This is a genomic window from Spirillospora sp. NPDC000708, from assembly GCF_040299565.1.
Taxonomy (GTDB): Bacteria; Actinomycetota; Actinomycetes; order Streptosporangiales; family Streptosporangiaceae; genus Spirillospora.
In genome coordinates, this window is record NZ_JBEPCJ010000050.1 from 60,404 (window position 1) to 75,911 (window position 15,508).

Here is a 15,508-nt window from a genome sequence, read left to right on the forward strand (position 1 = left end):
GGCTGGGGGTCGGGCCGGGGCCGGAGTCAGCGTCGCGGGCGGGGGTGGTCGGGGCGCACGCGGAGCGCGGTGATCACCGTCGCGAGCATCTCGTAGTGGCCGGCGAGCATGCACAGCTCGACGCACTCCGCCTCCGTGAGCCGGGCGCGGAGGCGCGCCCAGGTCTCGTCGGACAGGTCCTGACGGTGGTGCAGCTCGTCGGCGGCGGTGAGGATCGCCTGCTCGCGCGGGGTCCAGCCGCCGGCGTCCGGGCCCTCCTTGAGGCGTTCGACGTCCGCGGAGCGGACCCCGGCGCGGCGGGCGAGCCGCACGTGGTGGTCGAACTCGTAGCGGCAGTCGCGCAGGTGGGCGACGCGCAGGATCACCAGTTCGGTCTCGCGGCGCTTGAGCCTGCCGCCCGGCATGAGCCGCCCGCCGAACCAGAGCCAGCCGCGGAACAGGCCGCGCTGCCGCGCCAGGGTCAGGAACAGGTTGGGCGGCCCGGTCCCGGCGACCCGGCCGGACACCGCGCAGATCAGCCAGTTGAGCGGCCCGACGTCGCGGACGCCGCCCGGCGCCACCCGCGGCGCGTCCGGTGCGGCGGTCACAGCGCGCGGTCCGCTTGCGGGGTGGTCAGGGCGGCGTGCTCGTCGCGCGCGATCTCCAGCGCGCGGCGCAGGCCCGGCTGGACGAGCCGGTCCAGCAGGGGCTGGAGCGCCGCGTGCGCGGGCAGCGCCCCCGCCACCCACCACGGCGCGACGATCCGGCGGGACCGGCGGGCGATCCCGCGTTCCAGCGCGTCGATCCCGGCCTTGAGGGGCGCGACCCGCGACACCATCGCCCCGCGCGTGCCCTGGGCGAGGGCCGCGGCGGCCTCGGTGCCGAAACCGCGGCTGGTCATGTCGGTGTCGAGCTCGGCGAAGTAGGCGACGCCGGCCTTCGCGCCCCACGGCCGCAGCTCGATGCGCAGCGTGTCGCCGAGGGCCTCGGCCGCCGCCTTGGACGCGCTGTAGGCGCCGAGCAGCGGGAGGTGGACGGCGGCGGCGAGCGACGCGATGGTCAGGGCGTAGCCGCGTCGGTGGCTGATGTGGGGGCCGGCGGCCGACAGCGTGTTGTGGGCGCCGAGCACGTTGACCCGCAGGCTCTGCTCCAGCACGGCCGGATCGCCGCCGATCACCGGCATCTGCGCGGCGACACCGGCGTTGGCGACAACGACGTCCAGGCCGCCGAGCGCGCGCGCCGCCTCGTCCACGACGGTGCGGACCCGGGGGCGGTCGGTCACGTCGCAGGTCCACCAGGGGGCGTCCCCGCAGCCGGCGGCGACGGGGGCGAGCAGGTCCGGTTCGAGGCCGGCCAGGGCGACTCGCGCGCCGCGCTCGTGCAGCCGGGCGGCGAGCGCCGCGCCGATGCCGCGCGCCGCGCCGGTGATCAGCACGCGCCGGCCCGCCAGGGTGGCCGTCCAGCGTGCGGAGTCGTAGATCATGCCGGGACCGTAGCATAAAAAAACATACCCGTCTTTTTAACGTGGGCCGGGGTACGGGTCCTGATGCTCAGGAAACTTCCGAAAACCTCGTAATTAAGTGAGTAATCGGGCGTCTTATGGTGCGGCGGATGGCGACCTACGAGGGTTGTGATCAGATGTGTGCTCTGGGTTGGATGTCGTCGTGGTGACAGGCGCGGGGACCGAGCCGGACGCCGATCTCGCGGCCGCCGCCGGCGCGGGCGACGAACGGGCGTCGGACGAGCTGTACCGGCGGCATCACGCGGCGGTCCTCGGCTACGCCCGCGGGCTCGTCCGCGACCAGTACCTCGCCGAGGACCTCGCCAGCGAGGCGTTCGCCCGGACGCTGGCGGCGCTGCGGCAGGGCCGCGGCCCGCGCGAGGCGTGCCGGCCGTACCTCTACACGGTCGTGCGGAACGCCGCCGTGGACTGGGCGCGCTCCGACCGCCGCACCGTCGTCACCGACCAGGTCGCCGAGTGGGCCGACGGCCCGCCCGAGGAGCTGCCCGACGTCGACGAGCTGGACGCCCTCGTCCGCGCGTTCCGGTCGCTGCCCGAGCGGTGGCAGACCGTCCTGTGGCACACCGTCATCGAGGACGAGCCCGTCCAGCGCGTCGCGGAGATCCTCGGGATGGAGGCGGGCGCGGTCGCCCAGCTGTCCTTCCGGGCCCGCGAGGGGCTCCGGCAGGCGTACCTCGCCGCGAGCTGCGAGGGGCATCCGGACTGCGCCGAGTACACCGCGCAGCTCGCCGCGTCCGTCCGCCGCCCGGGGCGACGCCGCGGCCGCGCGCTCCGCCGTCACCTTGAGTCCTGCGAGCGGTGCCGCCGTACCGCGGAGGAGATGGCCGATCTGAACGGGCGGCTGCGGCGGGCGCTCCCGATCGGCGCCGTGCTGCTGGCCGCACCGGCCGCCCCGTTCGGGGGCCTCGCCCCCGCCGCGTCGTTCCCCGCCTGGGCCGTCCCGGCGGGGGTCGCGGCGGCCACGGCGGCGGGCGTCCTGGCCGTCCTGCTCGGCACGGGCGGCGGCGACGAGCCGCCGGGCACGCCCCGCGCCGCGCCGCCGTCCACCACGTCGGCGTCCCCCGCGAGCACGGCCGCGCCCGACCGGGAGGGGGTGGCGCCCGACCACGCGTCCGGGAAGAAGTCCGCCGGACGCGGGCGGCCCGGCGGCCCGAACGGCGCGCCCGCCGCCGCGGATCCGGCGGGGACCGGCCCGTACCGCGTGCGCAACACGACCCTCCAGTCCTGCCTGGCCCCGAGCGGGACGAACGTCGTCCAGCGGGCGTGCAGCGGCACCGCGACGACGTGGCGCCGCAAGAACACCTCGGGTGGCTTCACCCTGACCAGCGTGTCCACCGGGAAGTGCATGGCGCGCGGGCAGCTCTCGGCGGGGCCCATGTGGGAGGGCGGCCAGCAGTACTCCGTGGTGATGGCCTCCTGCGGCGGCGCGAACCAGGTGTGGAAGCTGGTGCAGTTCGGCGGCGTGTACCGGCTCGCCAACGGCGACGGCTGGTTCCTCCAGGCGAGCTGGTCGGGCCTGCAGCCGGTGACGCTCAAACCGTCCTCGTACGCGGGGATGGCCGCCCAGGGCTGGGCCGTGAACTGACCGTCCCCGCGCACACCGGAGGCGGTCAGCCGTAGCGGAGCTGCTCGCGCGCGGACGGCTCGGGATTGAGGGCGAGCCACGCCCGCAGCGCCATGTGCAGCTCCAGCCGGTCCGACGTCGCGTTGATGCTGTCGCCGAACAGGTCCTCCAGCTGCCGGAACCGGTACCGGACGGTCTGCGGGTGCACGTGCAGGTGGCCGGAGACCGCCGTCGCGTTGAACCCGCACTCCAGCGAGGCCAGCAGCGTCTCGGCGAGCCGGTGCCGCTGCGCCGGGCGCGCCGCCAGCAGCGGCGCGAGCCGGCGCTCGATCACCTTCTCGACCAGGTCCCGCTCCCGCATCATCACGATGATCGGCATGTGCAGCTCGGCGGCGATCGGGGTGTCCGGGGCGAGCGGATCCCGGTCGATCAGGCCCTGGTCGGCCAGGTCCAGCGCGTCGCGCGCCCAGCGCAGCGACCGCGCCGCCCCGGTCAGCTCCACGGCCGGACCGATCGCGGCGCTCCAGCCGTCCAGCCGCCGCTCCAGCAGCCGCGAGCGGCCGGGCCCCTCCGGGTCCGGGACGATCAGGCACGGCTCGGCGCGGTGCAGGCCGAGCAGCACGTCCGGCGGCAGCGACGGCCGCCGCGTCTCGGGGCCGCGCTCGCGCAGCGCCACGGCCGCGACCGTCCGGGGCAGCGGCCAGGACGCCTCGCCGGCCGCCTCCCGCAGGTCCCGGGCGGCGGGGGCGGGGTCGTCCAGCAGCAGGTCCAGCAGCCGCCGCCGGTGGTCCTGCTGCGACCCGGCCGCCCGCGCGGCGGCGTCGGCGTGCCCCTCGGAGACGGCCGCCGCGAGCTGGTTCATGTAGTCGAACATCGCGTGCGTGATGCCCGCCATGGTGGACGCGTCGGCCCGGTAGCCGAGCCGCCCGGCGCGCTCGGTGAGCTCCTCGACCGCGACCCCGGCGCCGATCCGGACCGCCGTCTGCCAGGCGTCGAGCGTGCGCCCCTCGCCCGCCTCGCCGGCGCCGACCCGCCGCCAGAAGTCCAGCACGTCGGCCGACGAGACGCCGGGGTCGGCCAGCAGGTCCAGGAAGTGGCCGATCGCGCACTCCACCGCCGCCTCCATGACCCGGCCGTAGCGGGGGTCGTGCGGCCGGACGAACTCGGGGAGCCGCTTCTCGATCCGGCGCGCCGCCTCCTCGGCGACGGCGGGCACCTGGGGGCGCAGCCGAGCGGCCAGCCGGGCGGAGCCGTCGAACGACAGCCCGAGGTCGATGCGGCGCGCGGGAAGGGAAACCACCTGGCTGGACTCAGACAATGAGATCTCCTTCGCGGGGTACTACGTGCTGAAGAGACGGCGGGAACCCGCCGCGATTACGCGCTTGGCCCGAAATTTCTTCGCCGCCGCCGGTACCGGCGAGGTCCTAGGCTTGCCGTATGACGACGGAGCGGTCGCAGGTGCAGGGCGGGGCGGCGCGGGCGCGCAGGTTCCGGAACGAGACCAGGATCGGGCTGGTGCGGCGCGCCCGCCGGATGAACCGGGTGCTCGCCGAGACCTACCCCGACGCGCACTGCGAGCTGGACTTCGGCACCCCGTTCCAGCTGCTCGTCGCGACCGTGCTGTCGGCCCAGACCACCGACAAGCGGGTGAACCTGACGACCCCGGCGCTGTTCGCGAAGTACCCGACGCCGGAGGACCTGGCCGCCGCCGACCCCGAGGACGTCGAGGCGCTGCTGAAGCCGACCGGGTTCTTCCGCGCCAAGACCAAGTCGGTGATGGGGCTGTCGGCCGCGCTCCGCGACCGGTTCGGCGGCGAGGTCCCGGGCCGGCTGGAGGACCTCGTCACGCTGCCGGGCGTCGGCCGCAAGACCGCGAACGTCGTGCTGGGCAACGCGTTCGACGTGCCCGGCATCACCGTCGACACCCACTTCGGGCGCCTGGTCGTCCGGTTCGGCTGGACCGCCGAGGACGACCCGGTCAAGGTCGAGAAGGAGATCGGGGAGATGTTCCCCCGCAAGGACTGGACGATGCTGTCGCACCGGCTGATCTGGCACGGCCGCCGGATCTGCCACGCGCGCCGTCCCGCCTGCGGTGCCTGCCCGCTCGCCAGGGACTGCCCGGCCTACGGGACGGGCCCGGTCGACGCCGAGACCGCCCGCAAGCTCGTCAAGCCGGGCCCGTTCTCGTGACCGGCGGGGATGGAACCGTTCCCGCCGGGAAGGAACGCGGGCGTTCCGGAGTTGGGAGTGGCGTGACCGAGATCGCATCCACCTGCCCGCCGTGGCTCGACCGGTTCCGCGCCGAGGCGCCGCGGCTGCCGGTCCCGCCGATGTTCGAACCGGCGCCCGGAGCCCGCGCCGCCGCCGTGCTGATCCTGTTCGGCGAGGGCCCGGACGGCCCGGACGTGCTGCTCACCGAGCGGGCCGCGACGCTGTCCAAGCACGCCGGGCAGCCCGCGTTCCCCGGCGGCCGGATCGACCCCGGCGACGACGGGCCGGTCGCGGCGGCGCTGCGGGAGGCGTGGGAGGAGGCCGGCGTCGAGCCGTCCGGCGTGGACGTGCTCTGCACGCTCCCCGAGCTGTACCTGTCGCACAGCCGGCACCGCGTCACACCCGTCGCGGGCTGGTGGCGGGAGCCGTCGGAGGTCGCGCCCGGCCATCCGGGCGAGGTCGCGCTGGTCGCCCGGGTCCCGATCGCCGATCTGGCCGACCCGGCGAACCGGCTGACGGTCCGGCACCCGTCCGGGATCAAGATGGGCCCGGCGTTCCGCGCCGGCGGCATGCTGGTGTGGGGGTTCACGGCGGCGGTGCTGACGCAGGTGCTGGTCGCGGGCGGCTGGGACCGCCCCTGGGACGCGAGTCGCGTCGAGGACCTGCCGCCCGAGGTGCTGTCCCTCGCGTCCCGCGGCTGACCCCGGGCGCCACCCCGCCTGGACCGTTCCCGACCCGCCCGGAGTCCGCGCAGGTCAGGGAGCCGGCGTCATCCCGGGTACGGACGGGGCCCGCGCCGCGTCGCACTGCACGGTCATCCGCCGCACTCCAAACTGGTCCGTTGAGGGGACGTGAAGCAGGCCCGGCGCCCTATACGGTGAAGCGGTGCTGCACGACCACGTTCTCGATCTCATCCTGCTCGTGCTCGTCGTGCTGTTCGGAGTCTCGGGGTACCGGCAGGGCTTCATCGTCAGCCTGCTGAGCTTCGTCGGCTTCGTCGGCGGCGGCGTGATCGGGGTGCTGATCGCACCGCCGATCGCCGAGGCCACGGTGAACGGGGCCGCGCAGCAGGCGCTGCTGGCCATCGTGGTCGCCTTCCTGGCCGCCACGCTCGGGCAGCTGATCGCCTCCTCCGTCGGCGCGGTGCTGCGCAACCGGGTGACGGGGCTGAACGCGCGCACCGCCGACGCGGTCGGCGGCACCTTCGTCAGCGCGCTGTCGCTGCTGGTCGTCGCCTGGTTCTTCGGCAACCTGGTGGCGAACTCGGAGTTCAAGCCGGTGCGCACCCAGGTCAAGGGCTCGACGATCATAAAGGGCATCAACGGGGTGATGCCCGCGCAGGCGCAGACCTGGTTCACCTCGTTCCAGGGGTTCGTGAAGAGCAGTGAGTTCCCGCAGGTGTTCAACGGGCTCGGCGGCGAGTCGGTGGTGCAGGTGCCGCCGCCGGACGAGTCGGTGCTCAACACCGCGGGCCTCCGCGAGGCCAAGAACAGCATCGTCAAGGTCGTCAGCACCGCGCCGCAGTGCCAGCGCCGCATCGAGGGCACCGGGTTCGTGTTCGCGCCGCAGCACATCATGACGAACGCGCACGTCGTCGCGGGCGCCCAGGGGCCGTCGATCGTGGAGTCCCGCACCGGGAACCGGACCCGCGGCCGCGTCGTGCTGTACGACCCGAAGCGCGACATCGCGGTGCTGTACGTGCCGGAGCTGGACGCGCAGCCGCTGAAGTTCGCCGGGGAGGCGCGGGTCCGCGACAGCGCGATCATCGCCGGGTTCCCGAAGAACCAGCCGTTCACGCCGGGCGCCGCCCGGATCCGCGCCCGGCAGACCGCGCGCGGCCCGGACATCTACCACGCCGGGCAGGTCAGCCGCGAGATCTACGCGATCCGCGGGAAGGTCGAGCCGGGCAACTCCGGCGGGCCGCTGCTGTCCACCGAGGGCCGCGTCTACGGCGTGATCTTCGCGGCGGCGCTGGACACGCCGTCGACCGGGTACGCGCTGACGGCCGAGGAGGTCGCGCCGGACGCCAGGGACGGCGCGTCCCTCACCAAGCCCGTCGGCACGCAGAGCTGCTCGGACTGACACACGGTCCGACCGGCCTGCGGCTACTGGGCTGTCAGGCGGAGCTTCACGGGGGCGTCCTCGGGGTGGTCCGCCAGCGCGCGCGCCCGCCGGACGATGCCGGCCACGTCGATGTGGTGCGGAGGGGCCTCACCGTACGACTCGGTGCCGTGCGACCCGTTGCTGTACGGCTCGATGCGGTCGGCGGCGCGGCTCAGCAGCGCCTGCGCGCCCCGCAGGTTCCCGCGCCGCAGGTGGGTGATCCCCACGGCGACCTGGGCGAGCCCTCTCCACAGCTCCCGTTCCGGCTCCGGCGCGCTCTTCCAGGCAGCTTCGAGGACCTCGTGCGCGTGGAAGGGCCGGTCCTCGTCCAGGAGACGCTGCGCCTCCACGAGGGCCTCCTCGGGCGGCATGTCGAGGTCGTCCGGCATGGTCGGCACCCCGGAGGCCCCGTGCGGCAGCGGACGGCCGTACGCGTCGCGCGGCCGTGCGTTGCGTGGGCGTCCGGACTCGTCACGATCCCGCATGCCTCAACCGTACGCGGCGCCTCGATCGCGGGAGCACCGCCGGAGCGCCGCGTCCCGCGTCAGCTTTCAGGCTCTGCGTCGGCTTTCGGGCTCTGCGTCAGCTTTCGGGCTCAGGGTCGGAGAGCCACCCGAGGAGCTGCGCGTCGAACGCGCGCGGACGCTCCTGGTGGGGGAAGTGCCCCGCCCCTTCGATGAGCTTCCACCGGTACGGCGCCGCCACGTACCGTCCCGACCCCTGGGCGCTGGACGGGAGCGTGCACGTGTCGAGGGCGCCGTGCAACTGGAGGGTGGGTGCGTTGATGGGAGCGCGCATACGGTGCGCGTAGCGGATGCCGTCCGGACGGGCCTGCGACCTGATCAGCCAGCGGTGGTACTCCAGCGCGCAATGCGCCGTCCCCGGGATCTGCACCGCCTTCCGCACGAAACGCTCCGTCCGCTCGTCCGGCCATCCCGGCGCGGACCAGTCGCGCAGCAGCCGCCCCGCCAGCTCCCCGTCGTCGCGGACGAGCCGCCGCTCGGGCCACATCGGCAGCTGGAAGCCGAACGTGTGGCGCGTCGCCCAGCCCTGCCCGCGCGGGTCGCCCAGCACGGACTGCCGCAGCCGCAGCGGATGCGGCGCCCCCACCACGGCCAGCCGCTGGACGATCTTCGGGTGGTAGACGGCCGTCGTCCACGCCAGCAGCCCGCCCCAGTCGTGCCCGCACACGACCGCGTTCGCCTCGCCGAGCGCGCGCACGAGCCCCGCGGCGTCCCCCGCCAGCGTGATCAGGTCGTAGCCGCGCGGCGGCTTGTCGCTGCCGCCGTACCCGCGCAGGTCCACCGCGACCGCCCGGTACCCGGCGTTGGCCAGCGACACCAGCTGGTGGTGCCACGACCACCAGAACTGCGGGAAGCCGTGCAGCAGCAGGACCAGCGGCCCCTCGCCGGCCTCGGCGACGTGGAACCGCGTCCCGCCGGCGCTGACGGCGCGGTGCGTCCACGGCCCGTCGACCTCGACCAGGGACACGTCGTGCCCGGACATGGCAGGGGTCAGTCCGTCAGGGCGGGCGTGTCCGAGTCGCCGCGGTGCCGCAGCGCCGCGAAGTCGTCCTTGAGCGTCTTCCGCGTCCGCTTCGCCCCGTCGATCTTGCGGATGCGCAGGTAGCCGAAGCCGATCAGGCCGATCGCGAGCACCAGGTAGATGCCGGCCACGACCAGGAACGCGGCCCAGTGGTAGAGCCCGGCAGCGACCAGCCCGTACGCCAGCGCGATCGACAGCAGGATGACGATCAGCCCGCCGATCAGCGCGGCGATGGTGAACATCACGCTGCCGTAGGCGGCCTTCTTGGCGTCCGCCTTCAGCTCCAGCTTGGCCAGGTCGATCTCCGCCCTGACCAGCGCGGAGACATTGGTGGACGCCAGCGCGACGAGCTCGCCGAGGGACTTGTCCTCAACGCTCTCGCCGGGCAGTGCCTCGGACATGGCGCTCCTCTCCTTCAAGGTCGGCCGTCACTCCGCCGGGCGCGGGCGCGCCCTCCTCCGGAAGACGACGGCGGCGGCCGCCGAGGCGATGATGCTCGCGATCAGGACCGCAGTCGTCACTCTCTCGAATCGGGACGGGTCGGTATAGGCCAAACCGCCGATCAGCAGGGAAACGGTGAATCCCACCCCGGCGAGCATCGCGACTCCCGCGATCTCCCGCCAGCGCAGGTCCGCCCCGAGCGTCGCCAGGCCGACCCGTACGGCCGTCCAGGCGCCGCCGAGGACCCCCACGAACTTACCGATCACCAGGCCGGAGATCACACCGAGGGCCACCCGATCGCCCAGAACGGCCGCGAGCGCGGACCCGCTGAGCGCCACGCCCGCCGACAGGAACGCGAACACCGGCACGCAGAAGCCCGCCGACAGCGGCCGCAGGACGTGGTCGGCCCGCTCCGCGTTCGTGGGCCGGCCATCGGGCGTCTCCTTGACGCCGGTCAGCATCCCCAGGGCGACACCCGCGACGGTCGCGTGGATGCCGCTGCGCTGTACGCAGTACCAGGCGAGCACCGCGATCGGCAGGTACAGCCACGGCGACCTTATGTTCCTGCGCTGTAGGAGCCCGTAGGCGGCTATGAGGACGACGCCTGCGCCGAGCCACGTCCAGTGCAGCGTCTCCGTGTAGAAGAGCGCGATGATGGTGATGGCGATCAGGTCGTCCACCACGGCGAGCGTCAGGAGGAACGCGCGCAGCGGCGCCGGGCACGACGAGAACGTCACCGCGAGCACGGCCAGCGCGAACGCGATGTCGGTGGCCGTCGGGACCGCCCAGCCGCGCAGCGCCCCGGGCTCCCCCGCGCTCACCGCGACGAAGATCAGCGCGGGCATCGCCACGCCGGCCGCCGCCGCGATCACCGGCAGCGCCGCGTCGCGGGGGTCGCGCAGCTCCCCGTGCGCCAGCTCCTCGCGCAGTTCGAGGCCCGCGACGAAGAAGAACACCGCGAGCAGCCCGCCGGACGCCCAGTGCTGCACGTCCATGTGCTCCAGCCCCAGCCAGTGCGGGCTCAGCTCGTGGCTCTGCAGGCTCTTGTAGGCATCGGCCCACGGGGTGTTCGCCCAGACCAGCGCGGCCACGGTGGCGAGCAGCATGACGATCCCGCCGACCGTCTCGGTGCGCAGCGCCGCGGCCACCTGCCCGCCGTACCGGACCGTCGGACGGAACGGCCACACATGGGCGATACGGCGCTTCTCGGGCGTGGTGGTCGGGCGCGGCATGGGATACCCCCGGGGACGGCGACGGTCCGGACGCGGAGCCCCGCCCGCACACCGACGCGAGAGGGGGCGTCCATCGCCGACCAGACTTCCCGGCACACCTGATCACCAGGCTACCCGTCCGACCGGCGCACCCGGCCCTACGGAAGGGCGACGGCCCGTGCCGGAGCGCCGTTCCACGCTCCGCCACGGGCCGTCCCCGGGCCGTTCCACCGGTTCCGCCGAAGCAAGGACGACCGGCCGTCGCCTTCCGCCCCGCCGGGGCTCCGCTCCGCCGGCGCTCCGCTCCGGGCGCCGGTCAGTCCTCGGTCTTCGCGCTCGGCAGCTTCTCGGAGATCAGGTCCATCACCGTGCTGTCGGCGAGCGTCGAGACGTCGCCGATGCTGCGGTTCTCCGCCACGTCCCGCAGCAGCCGCCGCATGATCTTGCCGGACCGGGTCTTCGGCAGCTCCGGCACCATCATGATCTGGCGCGGCTTGGCGATCGGGCCGAGCGTCTTGGCGACGTGGTCGCGCAGCTCCTTGAGGAACTCCTCGCCCTCGACCTCCTCGCCGGCGCTGCCGCGCGGGATCACGAACGACACGATCGCCTGCCCGGTCACCGGGTCCGTCGCGCCGACGACCGCGGCCTCCGCCACCTTCGGATGCGACACCAGCGCCGACTCCACCTCCGTGGTGGAGATGTTGTGCCCGGACACCAGCATCACGTCGTCGACGCGGCCGAGCAGCCAGATGTCGCCGTCCTCGTCCTTCTTCGCGCCGTCACCGGCGAAGTACTTGCCCTCGAAGCGCGACCAGTACGTCTTGACGTACCGCTCGTCGTCGCCCCAGATCGTCCGCAGCATGCCCGGCCACGGCTCGGTGAGCACCAGGAACCCGCCGCCGCCGTTCGGCACCGGCTCGCCCCGGTCGTCCACCACCTCGGCGGAGACGCCCGGCAGCGGGCGCATCGCCGCGCCCGGCTTGCCCGCCGTCACGCCCGGCAGCGGGCTGATCATGATGCCGCCGGTCTCGGTCTGCCACCACGTGTCGACCACCGGCGTCCGGCCCGCGCCGATGTTCTCCCGGTACCAGACGTACGCCTCCGGGTTGATGGGCTCGCCCACCGACCCCAGCACGCGCAGCGACGACAGGTCGTACTGCGCCGGGATGTCGTCGCCCCACTTCATGAACGTGCGGATCGCCGTGGGCGCCGTGTAGAAGATCGACACCTTGTACTTCTGGATGACGTCCCACCAGCGGCCCTTGTTGGGCGTGTCCGGCGTCCCCTCGTACATCACGCTGGTCGCGCCGTTGGCGAGCGGCCCGTACACGATGTAGGAGTGGCCCGTCACCCAGCCGATGTCGGCCGAGCACCAGTAGACGTCCGTCTCCGGCTTCAGGTCGAACACCGCGTTGTGGGTGTAGGACACGTGCGTCAGGTATCCGCCCGTGGTGTGCAGGATGCCCTTCGGCTTCCCCGTCGTGCCGGACGTGTACAGGATGAACAGCGGGTGCTCCGCGTCCATGGGCTCGGCGGTGTGCTGGTCGCTCTGCCGCTCCACCAGGTCCTGCCACCAGACGTCGCGCTCGTTCTCGGCGACCTCCTCGCCGGTGCGGCGGACCACCAGGACGTGCTCGATCGTCGGGGTCTGCGCGACCGCCTCGTCCACGGTCGGCTTCAGCGCGGACGGCTTGCCGCGCCGGTACCCGCCGTCGGCGGTGATGACGAGCTTGGCCTGCGCGTCGTCGATGCGGGTGCGCAGCGCCTCGGAGGAGAAGCCGCCGAACACCACCGAGTGGGTGGCGCCGATCCGCGCGCACGCGAGCATCGAGATCGGCAGCTCCGGGATCATCGGCAGGTAGATCGCCACCCGGTCGCCCTTGCGGACGCCCAGCTCCAGCAGCGCGTTCGCGGTCTTGTTCACCTCGCGCTGCAGGTCGGCGTAGGTGAGGGTGCGGGTGTCCCCGGGCTCGCCCTCCCAGTGGTAGGCGATCTTCGCGCCCAGGCCGGCCTCGACGTGGCGGTCGACGCAGTTGTAGGCGGCGTTCAGCTCACCGCCCACGAACCACTTGGCGAACGGCGGGTTGCTCCAGTCCAGGATCTCGTCCCAGCGCTTGGACCAGGTCAGCCGGTCGGCCTGCTCCGCCCAGTAGCCCAGGCGGTCGGCGGCGGCCTCGTCGTACGCCTCGGCCTTGACGTTCGCCGCTGCGGCGAGCTCGGCGGGCGGGGGGAAGCTCCGCGTCTCCTGCAGAAGGTTCGACAGTGTCTCTTGGCTCTGGCTCAACGCGTACTCACTCCTTGCTAGCTGAACGGGGGTCGCCCGGTATCCCCACTTCACCAGGAAGGTCCCGCCCCCACAAGGCCGCATTCCCGAGTGTCGAGGAAGAGCGCGACCGGCGCTCACGGCTCCGGATGGTGCTGTGATGCCCGACACACCTTGCCTTCCCAGTGCCGCGGCGCGGGAACCGCCTCGGTTCTACGCGCACGCAGGGGGTTGCGCGAGCGGCACCGGCGACCGCATAGGGTCGGGCCGTGACCGATGCCCTTGCTCAGATAGCGAACCTGCCCGGCGTCGCGGAGGCCGTCGCCGACGCGCGCTCCGCCGTGGACCGGCTGCTCGGCCACCGCATCCTGCGGCGCCGCAGCGCCGAGGTGTCCACGGAGTCGGCGCTGCGCGGCGCGCGCGCGTCCGCCGTGCTGGAAGGCGCCTCGGTCACCCTTGAGGACCTGCGCACCACGGAGAACCCCACGGACCCGGTCGTCCAGGGGGCGCTGCGGGTGTCGGCGGAACTCGGCACGCTCACCGAGACGTGGCGGCAGGCGCCCCGCCAGGTCCTCGCGCGGCTGCACGTGCTGGCCGCGGCGGACGCCGTCGACAGCGCCGACCTCGGACGTCCCCGCGCCGACGACCAGCCGGTTAAGGACGTCCTCGGGCTGGGCGACCCGCCGTCCCCGGCGGAGGTGGCGGCGCGCCTGGACGCGCTCAGCGGGCTCCTCACCCAGCCCACCAAGGCGCCCGCGCTCGTGGTCGCCGCCATTGTGCACGGCGAGCTGCTGACGCTGCGGCCCTTCGGCTGGGGCGACGGCATCATCGCCCGCGCAGCGCAGCGCATCACGCTCGTCGCCCGCGGCCTCGACCCGAAATCCTTGGTCGCGCCAGAGGTCGGCCATGCCGAACTCGGCGACGACTATGCCGAAGCCCTCCGCGCCTATGCGTCGGGGACGTCGGAGGGTGTCGCGCAGTGGCTCGTGCACTGCTCGGCGGCGGTCGCCGCGGCCGCCCGCGACTCGCAGGCCATCTGCGAAGCCTTCATGCGCGGCTGATCGCACCGGCTCTCGCCGCTGTTCCGCTGTGGCGGCTGTTCCGCTCGGGGCCGTTGTGCCGTGGATGGCCCGCTGTTTCGTCGGTGGGGAGGTCCATGCTGTCCCCATGGCCGAACGGAAGGACGGGCGCGCGGCTGCGCCCACCGAGACCACCATCGCGTCCGCCGACTGGGACTCGCGCGACCTGACCGGTGAGCGGCACGAGCGCGTCCTGTTCGTGGACGTCGACATGACGGAGGCGGCGGGCACCGGCGCGGTGTTCACCGAGTGCACTTTCCGCGGTGTCCGGTTCAACGCGTCCACGCACACCGACGCGGCGTTCCTGAACTGCACGTTCGTCCGCTGCGGCTTCTTCGACGCGACCTTCGCCGGCTGCAAGGTCGTCGGCGGGATGTTCGACGGCTGCACGCACGACCTGATGAAGGTGACCGGCGGGGACTGGTCGTTCACCGGGCTGCCCGGCGCCGACCTGCGGCGCGCGTCGTTCACCGACGTCCGGCTGCGCGAGGCGGACCTCACCGGCGCGCGGTGCGCCGGCGCCACGCTTCGCGGGCTGGACCTGTCGGGCGCCTGGCTGCACCAGGCCGATCTCTCGCGCTGCGACCTGCGCGGGAGCGACATCTCGTCGATCGATCCGCACACCGTCGAGCTGAAGGGGGCGGTGATCGACCCGTACCAGGCGGTGGTGCTCGCGACGGCCCTCGGCCTGGACGTGCGGGGCGACTGACGTCCTACGCGGCGGCTCGGGCGGCGCGTTCGACGGCTCCGGTGGCTCCGGCGGCTTCGGCGGGTCGGCGGAGTGCGGTGTCGGACACAGCGAACGGCGCTCGCCAGGGAGCGCCGTCGCCGATCACGTCACACCGGGTTACCAAGCGTGCACCTCACTATCGCCGGATCGGGTCAAGCCCGTCTCGGCGCGCCTCCCGCGGCTGGTCGCGCGTGGGTGCCCGGCTGCCGTGCCCGGACGCGTGGTCCGTAGATCCTGTCTACGCCTCATCTGCCCAGTTGACAAGCCCCTTTTCGGAAGTCCGAGCGGCCCGTGACCCCCGCCCGCCGCGGCGGCCGGTCCGCCTTCTTCCGCCGATAAGGGGCGAAACGCGCAATTTCGGGCTATCCGCAACCAAGGGTCCGCCCGCCAAAGCGATCACGCAGTGTGACCGTTTCTTTTTGGTCGCCGATCGGGTGCTCGGCCGGAAAAATCTTTGGTTCTCCGGTACGCTCCGACTTCCGTCCCGTTGCACTCCGTATGGGTGGGGACGACCCCAGTGGTCCCCGTTCCGCCACCCGGCACGGGGACCAAGAGGGGGGCGGCATCGACAGATGGGGATAAACACCCGCCCTACGGGCGACTTTGCGACTCGACGGAACTGGCGGCGGTCGGGCAGCATATGTTGTATCTGCTTAGACTGGGAGACAACGAGTTTGCCTCCCCTATAGACCGGCCTTGCTAACGGCTCCGCCGATCTCACGAGACTTTCCTGGGAAAACGGACCGGCTCTACCCCCCCGGAGCCGGACCGTTAGGCGACCCCCGCTCTCCCCCCCCGGCGGGGGTCGCCCAAACATGCGGCGGGCGGACGGTGGCGTGGAGGATCTGGACACGCCACCG

General features: G+C 73.4%; 14 protein-coding genes. 6 read left to right on the plus strand and 8 right to left on the minus strand.

The genetic code is table 11. The features are described 5' to 3' along the window. Positions 1–26 precede the first annotated feature (26 nt). Both ABT299_RS30560 and ABT299_RS30565 read right to left on the minus strand, forming a co-directional pair. Entirely contained in the window at positions 27–587 is a 561-nt protein-coding gene (locus ABT299_RS30560) for a carboxymuconolactone decarboxylase family protein (protein WP_500252841.1), read from the minus strand. Beyond that, entirely contained in the window at positions 584–1,462 is an 879-nt protein-coding gene (locus tag ABT299_RS30565; protein ID WP_190856049.1) for an SDR family NAD(P)-dependent oxidoreductase, read from the minus strand. Before ABT299_RS30565 ends, ABT299_RS30560 begins: the two co-directional genes overlap by 4 nt. A gap of 181 nt (positions 1,463–1,643) precedes the next feature. Between ABT299_RS30565 and ABT299_RS30570 the strand changes: the two genes are divergently transcribed. After that, positions 1,644–3,086: a sigma-70 family RNA polymerase sigma factor gene (locus ABT299_RS30570; protein WP_500252842.1), complete on the plus strand. Its 1,443-nt coding sequence runs from the start codon at positions 1,644–1,646 to the stop codon at positions 3,084–3,086. 25 nt (positions 3,087–3,111) lie between these two features. On the opposite strand, the gene ABT299_RS30575 is transcribed toward ABT299_RS30570, so the two are convergent. Beyond that, the gene (locus ABT299_RS30575; RefSeq protein ID WP_241755493.1) at positions 3,112–4,383 is read right to left on the minus strand and encodes a PucR family transcriptional regulator; all 1,272 of its coding nucleotides are present in this window, start codon (positions 4,381–4,383) and stop codon (positions 3,112–3,114) included. Between the two features lie 119 nt (positions 4,384–4,502). On the opposite strand from ABT299_RS30575, the gene nth reads away from it, so the two are divergent. The 3 genes from nth (at position 4,503) to ABT299_RS30590 (ending at position 7,358) form a co-directional block, all read left to right on the plus strand. Then, positions 4,503–5,255, plus strand: a complete 753-nt coding sequence (nth, locus tag ABT299_RS30580) for an endonuclease III (protein WP_190856051.1) — start codon at positions 4,503–4,505, stop codon at positions 5,253–5,255. Positions 5,256–5,317: 62 nt separating this feature from the next. Then, positions 5,318–5,977: an NUDIX hydrolase gene (locus tag ABT299_RS30585; RefSeq protein WP_387032793.1), complete on the plus strand. Its 660-nt coding sequence runs from the start codon at positions 5,318–5,320 to the stop codon at positions 5,975–5,977. A gap of 184 nt (positions 5,978–6,161) precedes the next feature. Further along, the gene (locus tag ABT299_RS30590; RefSeq protein WP_190856052.1) at positions 6,162–7,358 is read left to right on the plus strand and encodes a MarP family serine protease; all 1,197 of its coding nucleotides are present in this window, start codon (positions 6,162–6,164) and stop codon (positions 7,356–7,358) included. A 23-nt stretch (positions 7,359–7,381) separates the two neighbouring features. On the opposite strand, the gene ABT299_RS30595 is transcribed toward ABT299_RS30590, so the two are convergent. From ABT299_RS30595 to acs, 5 genes are all read right to left on the minus strand, one after another. Continuing rightward, positions 7,382–7,864, minus strand: coding sequence for a DUF309 domain-containing protein (locus ABT299_RS30595; RefSeq protein WP_500252843.1), 483 nt, complete (start codon positions 7,862–7,864; stop codon positions 7,382–7,384). Between the two features lie 97 nt (positions 7,865–7,961). After that, the gene (locus ABT299_RS30600; RefSeq protein WP_190856054.1) at positions 7,962–8,885 is read right to left on the minus strand and encodes an alpha/beta fold hydrolase; all 924 of its coding nucleotides are present in this window, start codon (positions 8,883–8,885) and stop codon (positions 7,962–7,964) included. 8 nt (positions 8,886–8,893) lie between these two features. After that, positions 8,894–9,325: a phage holin family protein gene (locus ABT299_RS30605; RefSeq protein ID WP_500252844.1), complete on the minus strand. Its 432-nt coding sequence runs from the start codon at positions 9,323–9,325 to the stop codon at positions 8,894–8,896. Between the two features lie 27 nt (positions 9,326–9,352). Next, on the minus strand, positions 9,353–10,597 hold the full coding sequence (nhaA, locus tag ABT299_RS30610; protein ID WP_500252845.1) for a Na+/H+ antiporter NhaA: 1,245 nt from the start codon (positions 10,595–10,597) through the stop codon (positions 9,353–9,355). A 295-nt stretch (positions 10,598–10,892) separates the two neighbouring features. Next, the gene (gene acs / locus ABT299_RS30615) at positions 10,893–12,860 is read right to left on the minus strand and encodes an acetate--CoA ligase (RefSeq protein ID WP_241755494.1); all 1,968 of its coding nucleotides are present in this window, start codon (positions 12,858–12,860) and stop codon (positions 10,893–10,895) included. Positions 12,861–13,108: 248 nt separating this feature from the next. Here acs and ABT299_RS30620 point away from each other — a divergent pair, with 248 nt between their 5' ends. Both ABT299_RS30620 and ABT299_RS30625 read left to right on the plus strand, forming a co-directional pair. Next, the gene (locus ABT299_RS30620; protein WP_500252846.1) at positions 13,109–13,900 is read left to right on the plus strand and encodes a Fic family protein; all 792 of its coding nucleotides are present in this window, start codon (positions 13,109–13,111) and stop codon (positions 13,898–13,900) included. Between the two features lie 106 nt (positions 13,901–14,006). Then, positions 14,007–14,627: a pentapeptide repeat-containing protein gene (locus tag ABT299_RS30625; RefSeq protein ID WP_190856059.1), complete on the plus strand. Its 621-nt coding sequence runs from the start codon at positions 14,007–14,009 to the stop codon at positions 14,625–14,627. Positions 14,628–15,508 lie beyond the last annotated feature (881 nt).